General features: G+C 62.9%; 22 protein-coding genes. 4 read left to right on the top strand and 18 right to left on the bottom strand.

Annotated features, from left to right (window positions below):
• Positions 1 to 24: 24 nt before the first annotated feature.
• Genes N826_RS02250 through rhaS form a run of 4 tightly spaced genes read right to left on the bottom strand, consistent with a single transcriptional unit; the run spans position 25 to position 4557 of the window.
• The gene (locus tag N826_RS02250) at positions 25 to 1011 is read right to left on the bottom strand and encodes an ABC transporter permease (RefSeq protein ID WP_044425654.1); all 987 of its coding nucleotides are present in this window, start codon (positions 1009 to 1011) and stop codon (positions 25 to 27) included.
• Positions 1008 to 2030, bottom strand: coding sequence for an ABC transporter permease (locus tag N826_RS02245; RefSeq protein ID WP_044425653.1), 1023 nt, complete (start codon positions 2028 to 2030; stop codon positions 1008 to 1010). Before N826_RS02245 ends, N826_RS02250 begins: the two co-directional genes overlap by 4 nt.
• Before the next feature lie 4 nt (positions 2031 to 2034).
• Positions 2035 to 3531 (bottom strand): sugar ABC transporter ATP-binding protein, encoded by a 1497-nt coding sequence (locus N826_RS02240; protein WP_044425652.1) that lies wholly within the window; start codon positions 3529 to 3531, stop codon positions 2035 to 2037.
• A 3-nt stretch (positions 3532 to 3534) separates the two neighbouring features.
• Positions 3535 to 4557 carry a rhamnose ABC transporter substrate-binding protein gene (rhaS, locus tag N826_RS02235; RefSeq protein WP_044425650.1) on the bottom strand — a complete coding sequence of 341 codons (1023 nt, stop codon included), beginning with the start codon at positions 4555 to 4557 and terminating at the stop codon, positions 3535 to 3537.
• Between the two features lie 234 nt (positions 4558 to 4791).
• Between rhaS and N826_RS02230 the strand changes: the two genes are divergently transcribed.
• Entirely contained in the window at positions 4792 to 5610 is an 819-nt protein-coding gene (locus N826_RS02230; protein WP_052830765.1) for a universal stress protein, read from the top strand.
• A gap of 46 nt (positions 5611 to 5656) precedes the next feature.
• Here N826_RS02230 and N826_RS02225 read toward each other — a convergent pair whose 3' ends face one another.
• From N826_RS02225 to N826_RS02210, 4 genes are all read right to left on the bottom strand, one after another.
• Positions 5657 to 6721: an NAD(P)-dependent alcohol dehydrogenase gene (locus tag N826_RS02225; protein ID WP_244619382.1), complete on the bottom strand. Its 1065-nt coding sequence runs from the start codon at positions 6719 to 6721 to the stop codon at positions 5657 to 5659.
• A gap of 108 nt (positions 6722 to 6829) precedes the next feature.
• Positions 6830 to 7147 (bottom strand): c-type cytochrome, encoded by a 318-nt coding sequence (locus N826_RS02220; RefSeq protein ID WP_044425648.1) that lies wholly within the window; start codon positions 7145 to 7147, stop codon positions 6830 to 6832.
• The gene (locus tag N826_RS02215; protein ID WP_044425647.1) at positions 7144 to 7482 is read right to left on the bottom strand and encodes a cytochrome c family protein; all 339 of its coding nucleotides are present in this window, start codon (positions 7480 to 7482) and stop codon (positions 7144 to 7146) included. The genes N826_RS02220 and N826_RS02215 overlap by 4 nt, the downstream gene beginning before the upstream one ends.
• A 52-nt stretch (positions 7483 to 7534) precedes the next feature.
• A complete protein-coding gene (locus N826_RS02210; protein WP_044425646.1) occupies positions 7535 to 8248 on the bottom strand; it encodes a Crp/Fnr family transcriptional regulator in 714 nt (237 codons plus the stop codon).
• 607 nt (positions 8249 to 8855) lie between these two features.
• Here N826_RS02210 and N826_RS02200 point away from each other — a divergent pair.
• Complete coding sequence (locus N826_RS02200) at positions 8856 to 9311, top strand: host attachment protein (protein ID WP_052830764.1); 456 nt, start codon at positions 8856 to 8858, stop codon at positions 9309 to 9311.
• Between the two features lie 226 nt (positions 9312 to 9537).
• Here N826_RS02200 and N826_RS02195 read toward each other — a convergent pair whose 3' ends face one another.
• Entirely contained in the window at positions 9538 to 10053 is a 516-nt protein-coding gene (locus N826_RS02195; protein ID WP_052830763.1) for a L,D-transpeptidase family protein, read from the bottom strand.
• A 12-nt stretch (positions 10054 to 10065) separates the two neighbouring features.
• On the opposite strand from N826_RS02195, the gene N826_RS02190 reads away from it, so the two are divergent.
• The gene (locus N826_RS02190; protein WP_052830762.1) at positions 10066 to 10968 is read left to right on the top strand and encodes a L,D-transpeptidase family protein; all 903 of its coding nucleotides are present in this window, start codon (positions 10066 to 10068) and stop codon (positions 10966 to 10968) included.
• A 1-nt stretch (position 10969) separates the two neighbouring features.
• Here N826_RS02190 and N826_RS02185 read toward each other — a convergent pair whose 3' ends face one another.
• The 6 genes from N826_RS02185 to N826_RS02160 all read right to left on the bottom strand — a co-directional run bounded on the left by N826_RS02185 (position 10970) and on the right by N826_RS02160 (position 16132).
• Positions 10970 to 11230 (bottom strand): hypothetical protein, encoded by a 261-nt coding sequence (locus tag N826_RS02185; protein WP_044425644.1) that lies wholly within the window; start codon positions 11228 to 11230, stop codon positions 10970 to 10972.
• Between the two features lie 70 nt (positions 11231 to 11300).
• Positions 11301 to 11618: a DUF5335 family protein gene (locus N826_RS02180; RefSeq protein WP_044425643.1), complete on the bottom strand. Its 318-nt coding sequence runs from the start codon at positions 11616 to 11618 to the stop codon at positions 11301 to 11303.
• A 151-nt stretch (positions 11619 to 11769) separates the two neighbouring features.
• On the bottom strand, positions 11770 to 12048 hold the full coding sequence (locus N826_RS02175; protein WP_044425641.1) for an HU family DNA-binding protein: 279 nt from the start codon (positions 12046 to 12048) through the stop codon (positions 11770 to 11772).
• 157 nt (positions 12049 to 12205) lie between these two features.
• Positions 12206 to 13291 (bottom strand): malate/lactate/ureidoglycolate dehydrogenase, encoded by a 1086-nt coding sequence (locus N826_RS02170; RefSeq protein ID WP_044425639.1) that lies wholly within the window; start codon positions 13289 to 13291, stop codon positions 12206 to 12208.
• A gap of 111 nt (positions 13292 to 13402) precedes the next feature.
• The gene (locus N826_RS02165) at positions 13403 to 14566 is read right to left on the bottom strand and encodes a DUF2235 domain-containing protein (protein WP_052830761.1); all 1164 of its coding nucleotides are present in this window, start codon (positions 14564 to 14566) and stop codon (positions 13403 to 13405) included.
• A gap of 132 nt (positions 14567 to 14698) precedes the next feature.
• Positions 14699 to 16132, bottom strand: coding sequence for an FAD/NAD(P)-binding protein (locus tag N826_RS02160; protein ID WP_044425638.1), 1434 nt, complete (start codon positions 16130 to 16132; stop codon positions 14699 to 14701).
• Between N826_RS02160 and N826_RS02155 the strand changes: the two genes are divergently transcribed.
• Positions 16095 to 16637 carry a TauD/TfdA family dioxygenase gene (locus N826_RS02155; protein ID WP_084720447.1) on the top strand — a complete coding sequence of 181 codons (543 nt, stop codon included), beginning with the start codon at positions 16095 to 16097 and terminating at the stop codon, positions 16635 to 16637. The two genes, N826_RS02160 and N826_RS02155, sit on opposite strands and share 38 nt — an antisense overlap.
• On the opposite strand, the gene N826_RS02150 is transcribed toward N826_RS02155, so the two are convergent.
• The 3 genes from N826_RS02150 to N826_RS45650 all read right to left on the bottom strand — a co-directional run bounded on the left by N826_RS02150 (position 16615) and on the right by N826_RS45650 (position 20441).
• Positions 16615 to 17862 carry a family 1 glycosylhydrolase gene (locus N826_RS02150; protein WP_044425637.1) on the bottom strand — a complete coding sequence of 416 codons (1248 nt, stop codon included), beginning with the start codon at positions 17860 to 17862 and terminating at the stop codon, positions 16615 to 16617. The two genes, N826_RS02155 and N826_RS02150, sit on opposite strands and share 23 nt — an antisense overlap.
• Before the next feature lie 55 nt (positions 17863 to 17917).
• Entirely contained in the window at positions 17918 to 18835 is a 918-nt protein-coding gene (locus N826_RS02145) for a calcium-binding protein (protein WP_147040007.1), read from the bottom strand.
• Positions 18836 to 18917: 82 nt separating this feature from the next.
• Positions 18918 to 20441 carry a beta-galactosidase gene (locus N826_RS45650; RefSeq protein ID WP_052830759.1) on the bottom strand — a complete coding sequence of 508 codons (1524 nt, stop codon included), beginning with the start codon at positions 20439 to 20441 and terminating at the stop codon, positions 18918 to 18920.
• Between the last annotated feature and the right edge of the window lie 363 nt (positions 20442 to 20804).

Here is a 20804-nt window from a genome sequence, read left to right as displayed (position 1 = left end):
GCTAACCTCTCTCGTTTCTTATGGTTATCGCCGCAGCATCCGGCGGATCAGGATCGGCACCGCGATCGAGGCGATCAGCAATACGCCGACGAAAACGCTCATCACGATGCCGGGCACGTTCATCAGCGACAGGCCGAACGTCATCATCCCCAGCACGAACACGGCAATGAAGACGCCGGAGATCGTGCCGGAACCGCCCATGATGCTGACGCCGCCGAGCACCACCATGGTTATCACTTCCAATTCCCAACCCGCCGCGATGTTCGGTCGCGTGCTGCCGATCCTCGACGTCAGCAGCACGGCGGCCAAGCCCGCCATCAGGCCGTTGAGGGTGAACAGCACCAGCCGGTAGCGGTCCACGGGAATGCCGGAGAAGCGCGCCGCGACCGGGTTGTTGCCGATGGCGTAGATCCGCCGGCCCGTCGTCGTGAAGTGCAGCACGAAGCCGAATACGGCGGCGAGCACCAGGAACAAGACGAACTCGAACGGGATCGACCACACCAGATAGCTCTGTCCGAACCAGGAGAACCCGGCCGGGTACGACGTAATCGCGGTGTCTCCGAGCACGACATAGGCGATGCCCCGGAACAGCGACATGGTGCCGATGGTCACGACGATGGCGGGGATCTGGAACCGGGTGATGATCGCACCGTTGGCGAAGCCCGCCAGCAACCCGGTCGCGAGCCCGATCAGCACCAGCAGCGGCACTCCCGCACCCGCCTGGGCCGCCAGCCCCATGAACACGGACGCCAACGCGATGATCGAGGCGACCGACAGGTCGATGTCCCGCGTCACGATGATCAGCGTCATGGACAGGGCCATGATCGCCTTCTCACTGAAGTTGAAGGTCGAATCCAGCAGGTTGTAGTAGTCGAGAAACCACGGTGACAGCCGGCTGTTCACCAGCATCACGATGCCCAAGAGCACCAGCAGCAGCACTTCCCAGCGGAGCCAGAAATCGGCGGCGGCCGCCTTGCGGCGGTCGGCGACCTCGTAGCGAAGTGACGTCATGAAGGTGTCTCCGGACGGACTTGAAGGGGTGCGGGAACCGGCGGCTCGGTTTCGCGTAGGATCAGCTTGCCCTTGCGGGCTTCGCTACGGGAATTGACGATGACGGCGCACAGGATGACGAAGCCGGAAATCGCCATCTGCCAGAACGGCGAGACCTGGATGACCGGCAGCGCATTGCCGATGATCCCCAGGAACAGCCCGCCCAGCAGGCAGCCGGACACCGACCCGATGCCGCCCGCGACGCTGACGCCGCCGATCACGCAGGCGGCGATCACCGTCAGTTCGTAGCCGAATGCCACTTCGGTGAAGGCGATGGCGTAGCGGGAAACCCAGAGGTAGCCGCACAGCCCGGCGATGGCCCCGGACAGGCAGTAGACCAGGAACTGGCAGCGCTCGATCCCGATGCCGACATAGCGGGCCGCCAGCGGGTTGCCGCCGACCGCATAGAGCGACCGTCCGGTCCGGCTAAAGTTCAGGAACACTGCCATCCCGGCGCAGACCACCAACGCGATCCAGAGCAGGGCCGAGACACCGAACAGGCTCTGGCGCGGGAAGTCCAGGTAGGGCCGGCTGAACTCGTGCGTCACGACGGAGGCGCCGCCGCTCAGGATGAAGATCATGCCGCGATAGGCGCTCAGCGTGCCCAGCGTCACGACGATGGGCGGGATCTTGACCCAGGCTATCAGCGCGCCGTTGACGGCGCCCAGGCAGAAGCCGATCAGCGGAGCCAGCGCCAGGGTTACGGCGATGGGCAGTTCCGGATGGTACTTCGACAGCAGGGCGGTACACATGCCGGTGAACGCCATGTTGCTTGCCACCGACAGGTCGATGCCCCGCGTCAGGATCACCGCCATCTGGCCGCAGGCCAGCATCAGCAGGATGGCGGTGTCGGTCAGCACGTCGCCCAGGCTGGCGGGAGTGAGGAAGACGGGAGCCCGCGCCCCGACCGCCGCCAGCAGCAAAGCGATCAGGACAAGCAGCACGACCTCGCGGCGGCGTGCCAGAGCGGTCAGGTCCATAAAGTCAGGCCCCTCCCGTGGCGGCGGTGACGACGGCTTCCGCCGTTGCTTCGGCCCGTCGGAAGCGCCGGCGGATGCGGCCTTCATGCATAACGATGATGTTGTCGGACATCCCCAGGATCTCCGGCAGTTCCGACGATACAAGGATCACCGCCAGACCGCTCTTCACCAGTTCACCCATGAACTCGTGGACGGCGGCCTTGGAGCCGACGTCGATCCCCTTGGTCGGCTCGTCCAGGATGATGACCGCCGGGTCGGTCGCCAGCCATTTGGCGATCAGCACCTTCTGCTGGTTGCCGCCGGACAGGTTGGCGACCGGCTGGTCCCAGTGGGTCGCCTTGACTGCCAACCGCTCGCCGAAGCGGCGGGCCAATGCCCGTTCCCGCTTCGGCCGCAGCACGGGACCGCCGTTGACGCGGTCGACCATCGGCAGCGTGATGTTCTCGGTGATGCTCATGGGCAGGATGGCGCCCTGGATCTGCCGGTCTTCCGGCACATAGGCGATGCCGGCGCGGATCGCGTCCGAGGGGTTTCGGACGGTGATCTCCCGCCCTGCGATCCTGACCCGACCCCGACTGGGGCGGGTGATGCCGAACAGGGCCTGCATCGCCTCGCTCCGCCCGGCGCCGACCAGCCCGTAGAAGCCCAGGATCTCGCCCCTGCCAAGCTTGAAGCTGATGCCGTCGAACTCGGTCGGGTGGGATAGGTCTTCGACTTCAAGAACTGTTTCCCCTATGGGGACGGTGACCTTGGGGAACACCTGGTCCAGCCTGCGCCCGACCATCATCGTCACCAATTCGTCGCGCGTGACGTCGCCGATCGTGCCCGCTCCGATGAAGCGGCCGTCGCGCAGCACGGTCCAGCGGTCGGCGATGGCGAAGAGCTCGTCGAACTTGTGGCTGATGAAGAGAACAGCCTTACCAGCCGCCTTGAGCTGGGCGACGATCTTGTAAAGCTCGCCGATCTCGTGCTGGGACAGGGCGGCCGTCGGCTCGTCCATGATGACGATGCGCGAATCGTGCGACAGCGCCTTGGCGATGCCGACGATGTGCTTCTGCGCCACTGTCAGTTCGCGGAGCACGGTATCGGGCGAGATGTTGACCTCCAGCCGAGCCAGGACGGCGCTCGTGTGCGCCCTCATGGCCCGCCAGTCCACGAACCGCCGGAAAGGGCCGCGCCCCAGCGTGGGGTGATGGCCCATGTGAATGTTCTCGGCGACGGTCAGGTCGTCGAACATCACGGTTTCCTGGTGGATAGCGGTGATCCCGGCCCGCCATGCGTCAAAGGGCGAGCCGAAATCGACCGGAGCGCCGTCGATCAGGATCTCCCCGGCGTCCGGCTTTTCGATCCCGGTCAGGATCTTGACGAGGGTGGACTTGCCGGCGCCGTTCTCTCCAACCAGCGCCATGACTTCTCCGGCCCGCAGGCTGAGCCGGACGTCGTCGAGCGCCTTGACGCCGGGGAAGCTTTTGGAAACCCCGGACAGCGCGAGGATCTCCATGCTTTAGAACACCTTGGCGTATTCGGCGACGTTCGACTTGTCGAAGGTGAAGGGCTCGGCCATGACGACGACGCCGTCGGGACCGACCTTGACCTTGCCCATGCGTCCGGCTGGAACTTCATCGCCGGGAACGCCCTTCACGGTGCCCTTGATCAGGTTGTAGGCGATCTGCGTCGTGGTGTAGCCAAGGTCGATCGGGTTCCAGATCGCGAAGGACTTGGTGGCCCCGGCCTCGACGGCGGCCTTCATTTCCGACGGCAGGCCCAAGCCCGTTACGTACACCTTGCCGACGAGGTTTTGGTCGGTCACGGCCTTGGCGGCGGCAACGATGCCGATGGAGGTCGGCGAGATGATGCCCTTGAGGTTTGGGTAGGATTTGAACAGGCCCAAAGTCTCGCGGTAGCTCTTGTCCGACTGGTCGTCGCCATAGGCGGTGGTGACCAGCTTCATCTTGGCGTATTTCGGGTCCTTCAGTTCCTCTTTCATGGCGGCGATCCAGTTGTTCTGGTTCGTCATGGTGGATGCAGCGCTGAGGATGGCGAACTCGCCCTCCCCGCCCATGGCGTCGGCCATCATCTGGACCTGCTTGGCGCCGATCAGCTTGGTCTCGGACGGATCGACCTGGATGATGCGGCCTTCGGACGCGATCGCGCTGTCGAAGGAGACGACCTTGATGCCCCGGTCCATCGCCCGCTTGGTGGCGGGAATCAGGGCGTTGGTGTCGTTGGCGGAGATGGCGATGGCGTTGACCCGCTGCGCCATCAGGGAGTTGATGATCTCGATCTGCCCCTCGGCGGTGGCGGAGGTCGGGCCGACATAGATGATCTCGACGTTGCCCAGTTCCTTGGCCGCTTCCGTCCCGCCGTCGCGCACCGCGTCGAAGAAGCGGTTGCCGAGGTTCTTGACCAGGAAGGCGATACGGACCTTATCTTGCGCCTGCGAAATTGATGCTGCGCCGCACACAGTAATCGTCGCGACCAGAAAGGCCGCGGCTACCCTGAAGACAGCCGATGACAGTCTCCTCATGGCTCGATTCCTCCCGTTTGAACTGTTCTTGTTTTGCGTCTTACCGTGTCATGGTAACCGAGGCCGAACACGCTGGCGATTGCGCATTGGATTGTTCCCCTGACCAATTCTTTGGTCGAGGGACAAATACATGATCCAGGTCAATGCATAACGAAGTATGCGGGCAGACCATCGGTCATCCAGATCGCGAAGCGTCGCGATTCAAAACTAAAAATTCGAGAGGGAGTGGCGGCGATGACCTACCAAGACATTCTCGTACATGTCCGGCCGTACGGTTCCATCGAACCTGTCGAAGTCGCCTTGCGGCTTGGCGGGCGTTTCGACGCGCGGGTAACATGCCTCTACGCGCTGGAGGATGTCGCGCGCTTCAAGCAGATCCTTACCGAGAAATCGGCTCCGCTGCAAGGCTTGGTCGAGCGTGATTATGCCGCAGCGGCTCAGGCGCAAGAACGTATCCGCGCGCTGGCGCAGCGCGAGGGCGTCCAGTTCGACTGGGTGACCTGCGAGGGTGAAGCGGCCGACCTGATCGCCATGGCGAGCCGGCTTCAGGACATCGTCGTCGTCGGCAAGACCGAACCGGACGAGGGCTGGGGCGTGGTCGAGCGGATGGTGACCATGCCGGGCGGGCGTCCGATCCTGGCCGTTCCGTCCACCGGCCCCTTCCTCGACCCTGGGCGGCGCATCCTGATCGCCTGGAATGGCAGCGCCCAGGCAGCAGACGCCGTGATGGGCGCGATGCCGCTGATCGCCGAGGCCGATCATGTCGTGGTGCTGATAGGCAGCGAGCAGCGCGAGAAGGTCCCGGCAGCGTCCGGGCCGCTGCTCGACATCGGGGCGTATCTGAAACGCCACGGTGTCGAGGCGGAAATCCGGAAGACCGACGCCGCCGGGAGCGACGCGGGGACGGCGATTCTGGAGGCGGCGCGGGCAAGCAAGGCGGACCTTGTCGTGATGGGTGCCTACGGGCGGTCACGCCTGCGGGAGTGGGTGCTTGGCGGGGCGACCCGCACCGTGCTCGACTATATGGATGTGCCGGTTTTGATGGCGCATTAAGCTTCGGTGCGGGTGCTGGCGGGGCGGCGTGCTGCGGGTCGTGTGCTCAGGGAGTGATGGCGACCTTGAGCACGCCGTCGCGCTGGTGCGAGAACAGGTCGTAGGCGGCCTCGATGTCGTCCAGCTTGAAGCGGTGGGTGACCATCGGGCGGAGATCCACGCGGTGGGAGGCGACGACGTTCAGGAGGCGGCGCATCCGCTCCTTGCCGCCGGGGCACAGGGACGTGACGATCGTGTGGTCGCCCAGCCCGGCGGCGAAGGGTCCGAGCGGGATTTTGAGGTCGCTGGAATAGACGCCGAGGCTGGAGAGGGTGCCGCCGGGGCGCAGCACGCGCAGACAGGCTTCGAAGGTGGCCTGGGTGCCAAGCGCCTCGATCGCGACATCGACGCCGCGTCCGTCGGTGATCCGCATGATCTGATCGACCGGATCGCCCGCCTTGAAGTCGACCGTTATGTCGGCTCCCATGCGGCGGGACGCTTCCATGCGGGCCTGCACGGTATCGACCCCGATCACGGTCGTGGCGCCGCACAGCTTGGCCCCTGCCGTGGCGCACAGGCCGATGGGTCCTTGGGCGAATACCGCGACGGTGTCGCCGATCTTGATCCCTGCCCGTTCGGCGCCCGCGAAGCCGGTGGACATGATGTCCGGGCACATCAGGACTTCCTCGTCGGTCAGGCCGTCCGGGACCGGGGCTAAGTTGACCATGGCGTCCGGCACCAGCACGTACTCGGCCTGGCAGCCGTCGATGGTGTTGCCGAAACGCCAGCCGCCGAGCGGCTTCCAGCCGTGCCGGGTCCCGGCACCGTCTTGCGAGTGGAAACCGCACAGCGAGGCGTGGCTGTGGCCGCTGGGGCAGATGGCGCCTGCGATGACGCGCTGGCCCTCGGCGTAGCCCTGGACGGCCGATCCCAGCTTCTCGATCACGCCGACCGGTTCGTGCCCGACCGTCAATCCGCGTGCTACGGGATACTCGCCCTTGAGGATATGGACGTCGGTGCCGCAGATGGTGGTCGTCGTGATGCGGACCAGGGCATCCATCGGACCGACGTCCGGGACAGGTTTCTGCTCGAGCACGATCCGTCCGGGCTCGACGAAGATGGCGGCTTTCATCTGCGGCATGTTTCCCCCGTATTCTGGTGCGCGCCCTTGATCGGGCACTTGGGGAAATACTAACAAGCCGTCGTCTAAGGCGGTTGATACAAGTTAAGGGCGGGACGTTCAGCGGGCGAGCGTTTGCAGATAGGCGACGACGTTCTCGATCTCCGCATGCGAAAGGTTTAGGTCGGGCATCGGCGGATGCGGATCGTTCAGCCATTGGCGAAGCCATCCGGGATCGCGGCGCGGATCGGCGGCGATGCGTTGCAGGGTGGGAACGGCGTCGGTCCCGGGTCCACGATCGGCCGCCACGTGGCAGGAGGAGCACCAGCTCTCGGCGATCCTGCGGCCTTCGGCCGGATCGGCCGCCCATGCCGGGCTACTGCCGGCGATGGCCATCGCCAGGAGGAACGGTACCGCCTTCAGGAACGGAGCGGTCATTTGGGTTTGCCCTTGAAGGTCAGCAGGTAGGCGATGACGTCGTCGGCCTGTTCCCGTGTCAGCATGATGTTCGGCATGACGGGATGGGTGGTCTGCAAGTAGCTGCGGAGGGCCAGTTCGGTGATCTCGGGCTCCCGCACGCGCTCGATCAGGTTGGGTCCGATCTGTCCGTCATAGTGCTGGTCGGGAGAGACGATGTGACAATCGCCGCAAAGATCCCCGGCCAAGCCGCGTCCATAGCCCGGCTGCCCCGGCCCATCGGTGGCGGCCAGCGCGGCCGTGCCGAGCATCGCCATCATAACCGGCAGAGCTGCCACCAGAAGAATCCTGCGCATTCGCAACCTCCATTGCCGCAACCTCCATTGCCGGTCCTTGCCGTCGCTTCCCTCAAGCCACTGCCAGGGGTGGCTGGTACAGCTCTACTTCCGGATCGAGCTGGGCGATCTCGGCAAGGCGTTCCGGGTCGAGCAGGACGAGTTGTCCCTTGCCGAACTCCAGCAGGCGTTCCAGCTTCATCTGCTTCAGAGTGCGGCAAACGTGGACCGAGGTAAGCCCCGTGGCGTCGGCGATATGGATCTGATTGATCGGGAGCCGGACCGCCGGGCCATCCGCTCCGCACTGGGCTACTGCCCGGCGATGCAGGTCGAGCAGCAGGTTCGCGACCCGGCCCATCGCCGACTGCTGCCCCAGCGCTCCGACGTGGTTCCAGGCGGCCAGAGCCTCGCGGGTGACTGCCGCCGCGAAGTTCATCGCCATTTGAGGCGAACTGGAGCAGACGCCGTAGAACAACGAGCGCTTGAAGCTGCACAGGGTGACGTCCGAGAGGGCCTCGGCCGTGTAGGCCATTCCGGAGGTGTCATCGCCTTCGAAACCGATCAGGTCGCCCGGCAGCGCGAAACGGATGATCTGGCGCTGACCGTCCTGGAACACCTTGTAGGTCAGCACCCAGCCGCTCCGGATGATCAGCACCTGATCGAAAGGCTGCCCCTGATGGAACAGCGCTACGCCCGCCTCGCGCGTCTGGTAGCGTATGCCGTTGGGAAACAGCCGGTCGAAGTCGCTCCCGGCTATCTGACGGCACAGGCTTTGATCCCAGGCCAAGCAAGTCCTGCAATACGGCCCCCGTCCGGCGGGCGGGCGGCGGGAACATGACACCATGGCGTGGCGCACCGGTCCTGCACCCGACGATATCCCTGCGGAATTGCCGTTCATGATGGCCTCCTGCCCATGCGGATAAAACCATACATGGAAGAACAAGATTTTTGACGATCCCGCAGGTCATGTTTGGAAGTACTGAAAGACGTCCTTGGTGATTCGAACAGAGATTTCATCATCTCTCTTTTCTTTAACAGGAACTTATAAGTTCTCTCGTTCTTCCTTAAAATAATTTTATGTTTTTTGTGCAGTACGCGTCTATTATTCAAAGGGGATAGTCCAAGAGAAAGCAATAACAAATCATTGAAAACACAGAGATTTTATCATCACCGTCATAGGGATAATCACCTTTCGTTTCTCATTGCCATGAACTGTCTCGATCCGCCTATAGGCTGAAGGACCGATGGCCGAGCGGTCATTGCTTCGTATCAAAACCAGCCCAATGATCGGCCCCGCCTCCGCTGGAGGTAACCCTGATCCAGGTTAATGCCGAGGAGAGGAGGAAGCTGTGCAATCGCCGGGGAATCCAGGGTGTCGGCAGCAGGGAGCAGACATGAACAAGCGCGGTACGATCTGGTTCGTCCTGGCCGATGGCGGCAGGACCCGCATTCTCCAGCGCCGATCCTCGGATCACCGTCATTTTGAAGTCGTCATCGACGAGAAGTCAGCCGAAGTACAAACGCCCGGCCACGACCTTGTCAGCGACCGGCCCGGCCGGAGTTATGAGAGCGCTTCCCCGTCCCGGCATGCCGTAGATGGGAAAGCCGATCCCCACGAGGCAGCGAAGCTACGGTTCGAGGTTGCGATTGCCGAACTGGTCAACCGGGCCGCTGCACAGGGACTGTTCGATACTCTGGTACTTGTGGCGCCGCCTCGCGTGTTGGGCGATATCCGGCAGGCGCTGAGTGCCCAGGCCAGGGAACGGCTGATCGTAGAGGAAGGCAAGGACCTCCTCGGTCTCCCCGAACAGATGCTGATCAAACGTCTGACCTCCCTGCTGAGAAGATGACGATCACCGGAATTTCGCCGGTTCGTCATCAAAGGTCACTATATCGCCCAAAAGGTCACTATCTCACGGGTGAAGGTCACTATTTTCGGAATGACGGGCATTGCGTTTCCAAGGTGCGTTGATTCACGGTTTCGAAGATCCCGGCGGGTTGCGCAGCACACAGTATCGAACGATGTTCAGGAATACAATCTTAACAACGGGTAAAGCCTACGGGACCGGATAGGCGTTAACGGCTTAGAATGAGTATGGTGGTGCCGTCGTCCACCAGACGCCATATCTCTTCGATCTCGCTGTCCGTTACCGCGATGCAGCCGTTGGTCCAATCGTTGGCGGGGTGGCCGATCCGATCGGCGGTGAAGCCGTTCGGCAGACCGTGTATCATGATGTCGCGGCCGGGATCGACGGAAGTTCCGGCAGCCGTTACGTCGGAGGGCTGGGGGTAATCGATGTGCAGCGACAGATGAAAGGCGCTGTCGGGATTGCGCCAGTCGATCCTATAGGCGCCTTCCGGGGTGCGGCCGTCGCCCTCCCGCCGTTTAGGGCCGTGCGGATCGAAGCCGAGGGCGATCGGATACTGCCGGATCAGGTCGCCGCCGCTGAGCAGCCTCATGATCCGCTGCTGCTTGTGGACGACGATCAGGTCCGCCTTGCGCTCCGCGGCGTATGAGGCCGGGAGCGACGGGACGAGGAAGACCAGAACGAGGAGCGAGGCGAAGAAGTTGACCGCCCTTGACGTCATCATGACCGAAGATCCATGCGCCTGACGGTGCCGATGATAGCGGCCATTGCCGCTTTGGCAATGTTGCCTCTGATCCGGCAGCCGGCTTTCGCCGGGGGCGCGATCGGGACGACGGGCATCCACGTAGCGGACGAGGCCGATACGCTGGTGGACATCGCTATCGACAAGGGATTGGGGTTCCTGGAACTTCTGGGTGCGAATCCCGGCGTGGACGTCTGGGCGCCGGGAGCGGGGACACGGATCTATCTTCCCCGAAGGCATCTGCTGCCCGACGCGCCGGAAACCGGCATCGTCATCAATCTGGCCGATATGCGCCTGTACCTGTTCGATGCCGTGCCGGGGCGTGGAGAGGTCCTGAGCTGGCCGATTGGGATCGGGCGCGAGGGGCGGGCTACGCCGGTCGGCCGGACCAGCGCCGTCCGGAAGACCAAGGACCCGAGCTGGTACCCACCGGCCTCGATCAGGCGAGAGAAACCATGGCTGCCGGTCAGGGTGGCGGCCGGACCCGACAACCCGCTGGGCAGCAGGGCGATATATTTGGGGTGGCCGCGATACCTGATCCACGGAACCGACAAGCCTTATGGCGTGGGGCGCCGGACCAGCAGCGGCTGCATCAGGATGTATCCCTGGGATGTCGAGACCCTGTTCGACCTTGTCCGGCCCGGAACGACGGTCCGCGTGGTGAACCAGCCGGTGAAGCTCGCCTGGATTGACGGCGACCTATTCGTCGAGGTCCATCCGACCGGAGCGCAGCAGGACCAGCTTGAAGAGCGAGGCGTATTCGATTCGGAGATCCCGGAGGATCTGGAGGCGCGGGTACGGGATGCCACAAGGGGACGCGCGGCGGTGGTCGATTGGGAAGCGGTGCGTACCGCCGGCGTCCAGCGTCTGGGTTATCCGGTCCCGGTGACGCGCTAGATTACTTCCTCAGCCCCGTCCGGAACGACTGGTCGGCACGGCTCGCGGCGGCTTCCGCCCGCTGGGCCGCCTGCTCCGCCCGCGTGGCCGCGGTTGCCGCCCGGTCGGAAGCGGATGTGGCGCGGTCAGCCGCGTTCGTGACCTGAAGCATCGAAGCGTCGTCAGCTTGCGCATCGCGGCTTGTTTCGCTGCCGGCGCAGGCGGCGAGCAGGGAAAGCGCGAACATTCCCGTGGCGAGACCTGAAATCTTCCTGATGAACATGGCGTTCTACTCCCTCACTATCCTGGCATCAATCCGGTTGAAGAAAACGGCGTCGATCGACCCTACGTGCTCAGGGGCCGGCGATCTGGATGATGTGCTTTCGCCCACCGGCGTCGGTCGCTTCGACCACGTCCAGACCGCGCGGGGTTTCTTTCACATAGATTTCCTGCGGATCGCGGATGAGGTGATCCATGCCGTCGAGAGCGATCTCGAGCAGCCTGTCCTTGGGATCGTAGGTGATGCCGACGACATCCAGCCCTGCCGCCGCGAACTGGGCGCCGATGTCGGGCGCCACGACCTCGACCGTCGCCTTCCGGCCCCGAAGCGCCGCGGCGGCTTGGTCGAAGTACCTGCCCCACTCCTCCTCATCCAGCCTTTTCGTAGCCATGGCCCCTCCTCCGGTCATGCATGAATCGACATGCGGAACGTCAGGGCATCGTAGTGGCTAAGGAGGAGCGGTGCGTTAATGCAGGTTAAGCCGGAACCGGCGAGCAGGACTGCGGCGCCCGCCGGATAGTGTCAGGATCAGCAGCCCGGACTCAATCGCCGTTAAGCGCTTCCTTGACGGCCTTGCCGGCCGTGAACTTGGCCGATTTGGATGCGCCGATGGTGATCGGCTCACCGGTCTGGGGATTTCGGCCCTGGCGCTCGCCGCGCTCGGAAACGCCGAAGGTGCCGAAACCGGAGATGCGAACTTCGTCACCCTGCTTCAGCGAATCGGTGATCGTGCCGACCAGCGCTTCCAGGGCCTTGCCTGCGTCAGCCTTGCTCAGGCCGGCGCGCTCCGCGACGGCCGCGATCAGGTCTGTCTGGTTCATGACTGTAATCCTTTTTGAAGCGTCTGCCTTGGATGGCAGCGGACTATTCCATTGCCATTCGTTTGGGCGGGGAGCAAGACAAAGGCGCTTGTCGCCGCCCGGGATGAAGCGATTTCCCCCGCCGATGTCACGGCGAAGCCCTATTTTCGCCGTGCGATCAGGCGATCTGCGCCAGCCTCTCCATGTCGGGCCGCTTCAGACCCAACTGTTCGCCGGCCGCGACGATCTCGTTCCAGGTGGTCGTATCGACGGGAATGCCTTCCGTACCGCGCCGGTCCCGGCTGTCCCGCTCCGGCTCTCCGGCGATTCGAATGCGTTCGACGCCTTGGGCCACCGGCGACTGCTTGACCCACTGGACGAACTCCGCCGTCTCCGCCGACAGGTTAGCGGCAGTGCCCAGCCGGTTCGGATCGATGATGATCGACAGCATGTTGTTGATGATGGCCCGGCTGGTGGGTTTCCGGTGCAGCGTCCTGCCGCCGGACAGGGCCCCTCCCAGAAGTTCGCAGACGACGGCCATGCCGAACCCCTTGTGCTCGCCGAACGGTAGGAGAGCACCCAAGGGCTCCTTGAACAGCACGCTGGGATCGTCGGTCGCTTCACCGCGATGATCCAGCAGCGTGTCCGGCTTGACCCTTTCGCCCTTGTTCATGGCGACGCGCACCTTGCCCATGGCGATCCTGCTGGTCGCGAAGTCGAGCAGGACCGGCTCGCCGCCCGGCCGCGGGATACCGACGCAGAAGGGGTTGGTCACGAAGCGGGCGTCGCGCCCACCGAACGGCGCCACGACCGGTTCGCTGATGACGTTGACATAGTGCATCGAGACGTAACCGGCCTTGATGCACTGCTCGGCCCAATGCCCGATGCGGCCGATGTGATGGCTGTTGGACAGCCCGACGACGGCGACGCCGTGCCGGGCGGCCCGCTCGATCCCATGCTCCATCGCTTCGTAGCCCATGACTTGGCCGAAGCCGGCATTGCCGTCGAGCGTCAGGAGCGCGCCGGTGTCGTTGACCACCGTCACATGCTCGTTGACCTTCAGATCGCCGGCCACGAACACTTCGATGTAGCGCGGCAGCATGCCGACGCCGTGGGAGTCATGGCCGGTCAGGTTGGCTTCGATAAGATGGTCCGCTACCAGATCGGCCTCCCGAGCGCTCGATCCGGCGGCTGTTACGATCGCCCGCGTCACCGCTTTGAGGGGGTTGGCGCTGATGGTCACGTAAGTAGTGGTCTCAGTCATTCTCTTTCCTCGTCAGCTTCCGCCCCATCAAACACATCCTGACGTAGGATGGCCACGGGAGTTCTACCGGTTTTGGGCAGAAAAGCTGACGAAACTGGGTTGCCGGATTGGTCAAGGCTTGGCTTGAACGGCTTTCTCGTAACTTTCTTTCCAGGGAGGGCGTACCGAAAGGGCTTGCGGGCGATAAGGGCCCTCGCCCCTGACGCACCGTACGCTTTTCATCTCGAAGCGATCCTTGACGCTGGGATCGTCGATGGTCGCCCATTCGACGAACGGATCGTTGTGGAAAGCCTCGCGGGTCTTCCTGCTCCATAAGCTCACCGGCTTGAAGGTCTCGTCATGCTGGAGCCCCAGATGACTGGGCCGCATCGCCGGCGTGAGTTTGCCCAGATCGACGGCGAGCCTGTGCGGCAGTGCGACCGAGGTCGCTTCGTTTATCATCCAGGCCAGCGAAAGGTCGCCGAGGCCGCGATCGTCGGAATAGCCGCCGCCGACATCGGAGTGTACGCCCGCGAACCAGACTTGCTTGACGCGGTTGGTGGCCAGATCGTCGGACGTTACCTCCCAGATGACCGGCTCGAAGACTTCCCGGTTTTCATCGACCGAAAGAGCCTGCCGGGCGAAGTTTACCCGCGGGTCCAGCGAAGCGTCGTGGAAAGCATGCCTCCAGCCGAACAGGCTGCTTGATCCCGGCAGTCCGAGAGCACGGACGGTATCCCATACCCCGATGAAGTAGGGCGAGACCTCGGCCGATGCATAGCGGGCACGGAACGCGGCGCCGAGGGATATCCGCTTCTGGCGCTGCTCGTCGGTCGATCCGTAAGACTTGTAGACCTTCTCGACCGCTTCCTCGACCAGTTCCCGGCGAACGTCCTTCGACGTGCGGGCCTGCCGGCCGCCGGCATCCGTTCCGGGAACGCCGCACAGCTTCAGGACGCCGCCCAGGCTGCGGACAGTGTAGCCGCCCCTGGAAAAGCCGAACAGGAAGATGCGGTCGCCCGGCTCGTAATGCTGGATCACCGCATCGTAGCAGTCCTTTATGTTCTGCGAGATGCCCAGTCCGGTAGCCTGGGACAGGGTGTCGTGGATCCAGCGCATCCACTTCCCCGCGCCGTCCGCCCGCGCGCCCAAGCCGGCATCGTAGAAGCAGACCTGGGTGGAAGGATCGTCGCAGCAGCAGGCCTGATACAGCCGGTAGACATTGGTGTTGTCGGCGCCCTTGGCGGTTCCGCCCTGTCCGGTGCCGTCCGAGAAGATGCAGATGTTCTTGGCCATGACGATGTTCCCTGGGATGACAGGAAATCGAATTGGCCACACTCTACCATTCGTTTTAAATTAGCGTGAATTGCCATTCCGTCATCACGGCACCCCACGGATGGGCATGAACCGTTGGTCGGTGCAGCCGTTTCAGGTCTCCAGCTCCGGATAGGCTGGGTGAAGCCGGCGTGCGATCTCCGCGCACTGGACGCGCAGTTCGGGAACGGCGGTGATTTCCCAGAAGGCCCCGCGAGTGACCGGCCCCAATGCATAGAGTCCCTCCGTCGGGCTCCCATCGGCTCCGATGACGACGGAATGGTCGGTCACGTCGAGGCCGAGCCCGAGTGCATCCGGCCGGGCGAGGCCACCGTCCAGCAGGCTGCGGACTAGGGGATGACCGATGCGGGCGTAGTCGCAGGCCGGGCCGGAACAATTGATGACCCAGCCCGCCGCAAGTTCGGTCTCCTCCGAAGCCCCGTGCGGCGTCACGACGGGAACCAGTCCGCCGGGGGTCGGGCGCAGGGTCCGCAGCCGACCGCGCTGGAATGTCAGCCGCCCTTCCAGCTGGAGCTTGTCCAGGAGGCTTGCCACCTCCGGCGCCATGCGATGGCGGTGGATGTCCCAGTAGGGCCTGAGATGGCGCAGGAATCGGCGGCGTTGCGCGTCGGGCAGACGGCGCCACAAGCGGCGCAGATTCGGGCGCAGGGCATCGAGCACGCTGCGCCAGTCGTAACCGGCGTGGGCACCGACGATGACTTCGCGCCGGACACGGCGGAGCAGGTCGAGCACGCGCAACGGCGGTGCGTCGTCCGCCAGGAAGTCGTCGACGTAACCGGGATAGGAGCGCGCTTCCTTATGGGTCGTCGGCAGCAATCCCCGGCGGGACAGCGCCGTGATCGGCCCGCGATGGCCGTTCCGCTGGAGCGAGATCACGAGGTCGGCAGTGGTCAGGCTGGTGCCGAGCACCAGCACCGGCGCATCCGGCGGAATCCCGGCGATCTCGGGGGCATTCCAGGGATCGCCGATGTAGAATGGGCTTCTTGCCCCCTCCGGGCACACGCCGCCCGGCAGCGCCGGCGGGAAATTGCCGATGCAGAGGGCCACGGTATCGACCTCTATCTCGGTGGAGCAGGCGAGACGGAGGACGAAGCCGCCTTCGGGTCGGCGGCGCAGGTCCACGACATCGTCGCCCAGCGTAGAGCAGGTGACGTGGCCCGCCGCTTCGCGAACGGCAGTTGCGAACTGTTCCTGGATGTATGTGCCGTAGAGGCCGCGCGACACGAAGGCGTGACCGCTAGGCGGGATCGCGTTGGCGGGGCTCCTGGGGTCGTCCCGTGCCCAAAGCCATTTCAGGAAATGCCGGGGATCGTCGGGATAGGCGCTCATGTTGAAGGCCCGGACGTTCAACAGGTGAGCGTCGTTGCCGGTCGAGTAGGCGACGCCCCGCCCGAAGTCTCCTCGCCGCTCGACCAGGAAAAGGTGCGTCGGCGTCTCCGCCTGCCGCAAGAGATGGACGGCAAGCAGGGTCCCGGTGAAACCGGCCCCGATGATGCCGATGCGGTGTTCCCGCTGGATTGTTCCCATAGGCGCTTCCCTGCTCCCAGACTGCCGGTTCACCGCGCCGGCTCGGCACGGACCTGAAGTCCGTGGAACCGGTGCCGTAGATGGTGCCGCCCCGCGCAGCGTCAATCAACTACATTATCACGATCAGTTTAGTCGTGTATTTGTGCTTCAGGAAGGCAAGCCAATCGGCCTTGCCGATGCCAGCCGCTACGGGCATTCCGACCTGTCTTATCTTCGCGAGCCCAGCCTGGGATCGCTGCTGCATGCCCAGGAGCTGCCGGAACAGGAAGGCGATACCTTGTTCGCCACGATGTTCGGCGCCTACGATAGCCTGCCGGAGGACCTTCGCGACCGGATCGACGGGTTGCAGGCCGTCCATGACTACGGTTCCCGGAACCGCAAGCAGCAGGCCGCCAGCGCGTTGCGGCCCGAACTGACCGCCCCATCTGCGCCGGACGTTGTACCGGACGACCCTACGCGGCGACGTTCCGGCGGGCGTTCGGCTATGATCCGGGATCGCCGATAGCCGCTGGATCGAAGGCGACGGGGTCCAGGGGACCGGCGGAGGCGATCCCCTGGATGCAAGTCGCGCCGCTGTCCTTTCCCCGACGGGGTACGAGGTCCCTGCCCTCCAAGACCCAGGCCGACTCGGTGACGAATTGCTGAACGTGTGAGCACGCGATGACCGTGCCGCCGTCGCGAAGGTTCAGTTCGCCGGTATCGCCGACCGGGGAGTATTTCGGCTTTCGCGGCGGTATCGGGTGAGCAGAAGGATCGGCGGTTTCATGCTTCGCAATGTCCTGGAATACCTTGTATATCGGCTTGTGTGTGCCATCCGGGCGGATCAGGCCGAACCAGTTCTCGGTATCGCGCCGGTCGCCGCCGCGGTCCTTGTACGAGTACCACATCAATGGACCTGCCCAGGAATAGCTATGAGCCAGATCGGCTGCCTTCTGGAGCATATAGGCTTGCGCTTGTTCGGAAACGGCTTTGGCGCCCCCCTTGGTCGGAGCGCCCATTTCCGTGATCCATATCTGTTTGGCTGCGTCACCGTTTTCGACCATGGTTTCCCGGATAGCCAATTTCATCATTTTCCAGCCGTTCCAGGAGGCTGGATCATCGGGCTGCAATGGCCATGAATACGGGTGGTAACCCAGCGCATCGAAATATGCGCCAGCGCCGCTGGCATACATTTTCTGAAGGAACTCGACGGCACTCACATTGCCTCCCGAAGACTTCGGGACGGGCGACAAGCCGCCAGATATCACGATAGATTGGGGATCGACGCTTTTGATTGCCCGATAAGCCGATTTCAGCGACTGGGTGTAGGCAGCGACGTCGGGAAGGCTTTGCGAATTGTAGAGGTTCTGCTCGTTGCCGATTTCCCAGTGCTGGACCTTACCCTTGAATCGCACTGCGGCCGCCTCGGCGAATTTGCCAAAAGCATCCACATTGGCAGGGGAGTTCATGCCGCCCCTGTCGCCGATCCAGTCGGGCGGATCGTGAAGGATAGCTACGACCTTGATATCATACCGGACAGCGGCATCGACCAGCTTTTCGAACGGTGCCCACGTGTAGCCGCCGGCTCCGTCTGGCTGGGCATAGTGCCAGCGGAAGTCGGTACGGAGCCAGTCCACACCCAGCTTGGCGTAGTCGGCGAATTCAGCATTCATCTCGGTTTCGGAACGACCGACGAGTTCCTCGAACGGTGTGGCTATTCCGAGTTGGCCGGGGATTGCGCGCGGCGGCATCAGCTTCTCCGGCGAGCGGTCGATAACGTTACGTGTGCCTGATGCCTGCCGTGATTCAAGCTAGATAAACGAAGTAATCCACGTCCTTGACCAGACCGACCGTATCGACGAGCAAGCTGCCGATCTCCCAGTCGAATAATGTATGCCCGTCCTGCACCGACACGGTTACGGGATGAGGGTCGCTGCCGGGGGACAAGACCTGATTGAACTCGATCATGTCGCCGCCCGATCGTCCCGCGCCGTTGAAGCCGGTCATGATGTCGGCGCCCGTGTCTGCGGAGGTGTCGTACTGGACAAGATCGCTGTCATGCCTGGAACTGGTTACGGTATCGGTCCCGGATCTGGGATCGAAGATATCGTCGCCTCTGCCGCCGACCAGCACTTCGTTTCCGCTGTTGCCATAGAACGTGTCATCGTTTTTGGTGCCGATGACTTTCGTGTTCAGAAATCTTCCGCCGGAATACGCAAGCGAGCTTGCGGCTGAGGCGTCGAAAACCTGGATGCCGCTGACGAAAACGAGGTTGTTGGCGTAGTGGAAACCCCAAGGCATGCCGATGACTTCAGCGGGAGAGTCTTCCGTGAATACGAAGGTGTTTCTTCCTTCTTCGCCATAAAATTCACTGGATTGCAGCGACTCGTCCTGATTGAAATAAAAGGTGTCGTTTCCGGCGCCGCCGGAAGCGACGTTCTTGCCGGCACCGGGGGCAAGGATGTCGTTTCCCTCTCCCCCGGCCAGATAATCGGAGCCGGCCCCGCCATAGAGGCGATCATTGCCCTTTTCCCCATATAGGGAATCGTCGCCGACGCCGCCGTCCATGATGTCGTTGCCGGCGCCGCCATAGATGGTGTCCAGGCCACCTTTTCCGTGGATACGGTCGTTGCCGGCCAATCCCCTTATCGTATCGTCGCCACTACTCCCGGACAGTCTGTCCGCTTTGGCTGTCCCGGTGATATCGCCCATCTCGGCCCCCATGATGATGCCTGCTTGCCAAGCGTTCACCGTGGGGGTCAAAGATAGCAATCACTCTAAAGCTATACAGCTTGCAGTAGGGGGCCTAAAGTACGAAATCGGTGGCGGCGAAGGTGTGGATACCCTGGACCGTAATGCTGAAATCGAACTTGCCGTCGCCGTTAACGTCACCCTGAACGTGGGTGACGCTGTTGGCTTTGTCCTGGTAGAAACCGAGGTCTCCCGCTTTCGCCAGCCACTTCGAGCCGATGAACTTGAATGCTTGGTTGCCGGACAGGGCCGAGTTGGCGTCGATGCCGGAAACGTCGATCCTGTCGCCCTTGGCGAAATCCATGATCGTGTCACGGCCCATCGACTTGGCGTCGTTGAAGTCGAAGACATCGTTGCCGGCACCGCCCCAAAGCTTGTCGTTACCCAAATGTCCGCTCAGGAAGTCGTTGCCCACACCGCCCTTGAGCGTGTCGTTGCCGGCATTGCCGTTGATGACGTTGTTCAAACCGTTGCCGATGATGACATCGTCTCCAGAGGTACCGGAAAAGCTGGTGCCGGTGAACGTCGGACTTTCTCCCGGCGCCGGAGTCGGAACAGGCGTCGGAGTGGGCGTGGGCGTGGGTGTAGGTGTAGGTGTAGGTGTAGGTGTCGGGGTGGCAGTGCCGTTGTCGTGAGTGGCAATGTTTTGATAGGTGGCATAGGCCAGTTTGTGCTCGCCGTTGGGGCCGACCAAGCCGAACCAGTTTTCAGTGTCGCTCGTGCTGCCGCCACGGTCCTGGTAGGAGTACCACATCAAGGGGCCGGTCCAGGCATAGCTGTGCGCCATGTCTGTCGCCTGCTGGATTACCTGCGCCTGTTCGGCCTGGGTCATCGCTGCCCCGCCGCCTGCGGTAGGAGCCCCGAGTTCGGTTATCCAGATCTGCTTGGCGCTGTCGCCATTGGCAACCATGGTCTGGCGCATGCCGTCTTCCATGATCTGCCAGCCGTTGTAGGACGCCGGATTGTTCGGGAGAAGCGGATAAGTGTAGGGGTGGTATCCCACAGCGTCGAAGTAACCCTTGGCGCCATTGGCATACATCTGCTGAAGATAATCAACTGCGCCCCACAAGCCATTCGCCGTGCTGGGCACGGCAGCCGTTCCGCCCGTGATCACCGTGTCGGTGCTGTCCACGGCCTTGATCGCCGTATAGGCGGCCTGGAGTACCTTGGTGTAGTTGGCGGGATTGATCCCGGACATGTTCTGTTCGTTGAGGATTTCCCAGTGATCGACCTTGGCGCCGAAATGCTGAGCGGCGGCCCCCGCGAACTTGCCGAAGGCTTGCTGGTCGCTGGCAGTGGACATAGCGCTGCCGACCCAGCCCGGCTTGCCGTTCAACAGCCCGATTACCTTGATGCCGTACTGTGCGGCCGTATCGACGACCTTGTCGATCTGCGTCCAGTTGTAGGCGCCGCCGGCGGTCGGCTGGACCTGACTCCACCAGAAATCCGTGCGGACCCAGTCGACACCCAACTTCGCATAATCAGCGAATTCCGCCTTCATCTGCGTGTCGGATAAACCCAGGAGTTCACCGAAGGGCGTGGCCATGCCCAGCTGACCGGAAATAACCGTTGTAGCCAAGAGAAATCTCCCAAATAGCAATTGACGTAGCAAATTTCTTGCTTGTCCCGTTGCCTGTTTTAGGAGTGAAAAAGTTGATGAACTATTACTCAGCGCCTCCACAGACCCGAAAACGACCGATCGAAGGAGTTATATAATTCGGGAGGATAGTGAGACAAACTTCGGGCCACGCATCGCTTGGAGTGGATTGTATATGATTGAAAAATCGAAGCTTTTTTCTTTCCAAAGCAGCGCACCAGCAATGTCCCAACTAAAATTGCAGACACGTGATATTTATCGGGCTTGAGTCGAACAAAATTCGGGCCACAGGAGTCGGAAACAGCCACTAACACTATGATATCAATGACTACAGGCGCGTGCAAA

This window comes from Skermanella aerolata KACC 11604 (genome assembly GCF_000936425.1).
Classification (GTDB): domain Bacteria; phylum Pseudomonadota; class Alphaproteobacteria; order Azospirillales; family Azospirillaceae; genus Skermanella; species Skermanella aerolata.
Note: the sequence above shows the minus strand (reverse complement) of the source record. Positions and strands in the feature narration are given on the sequence as shown.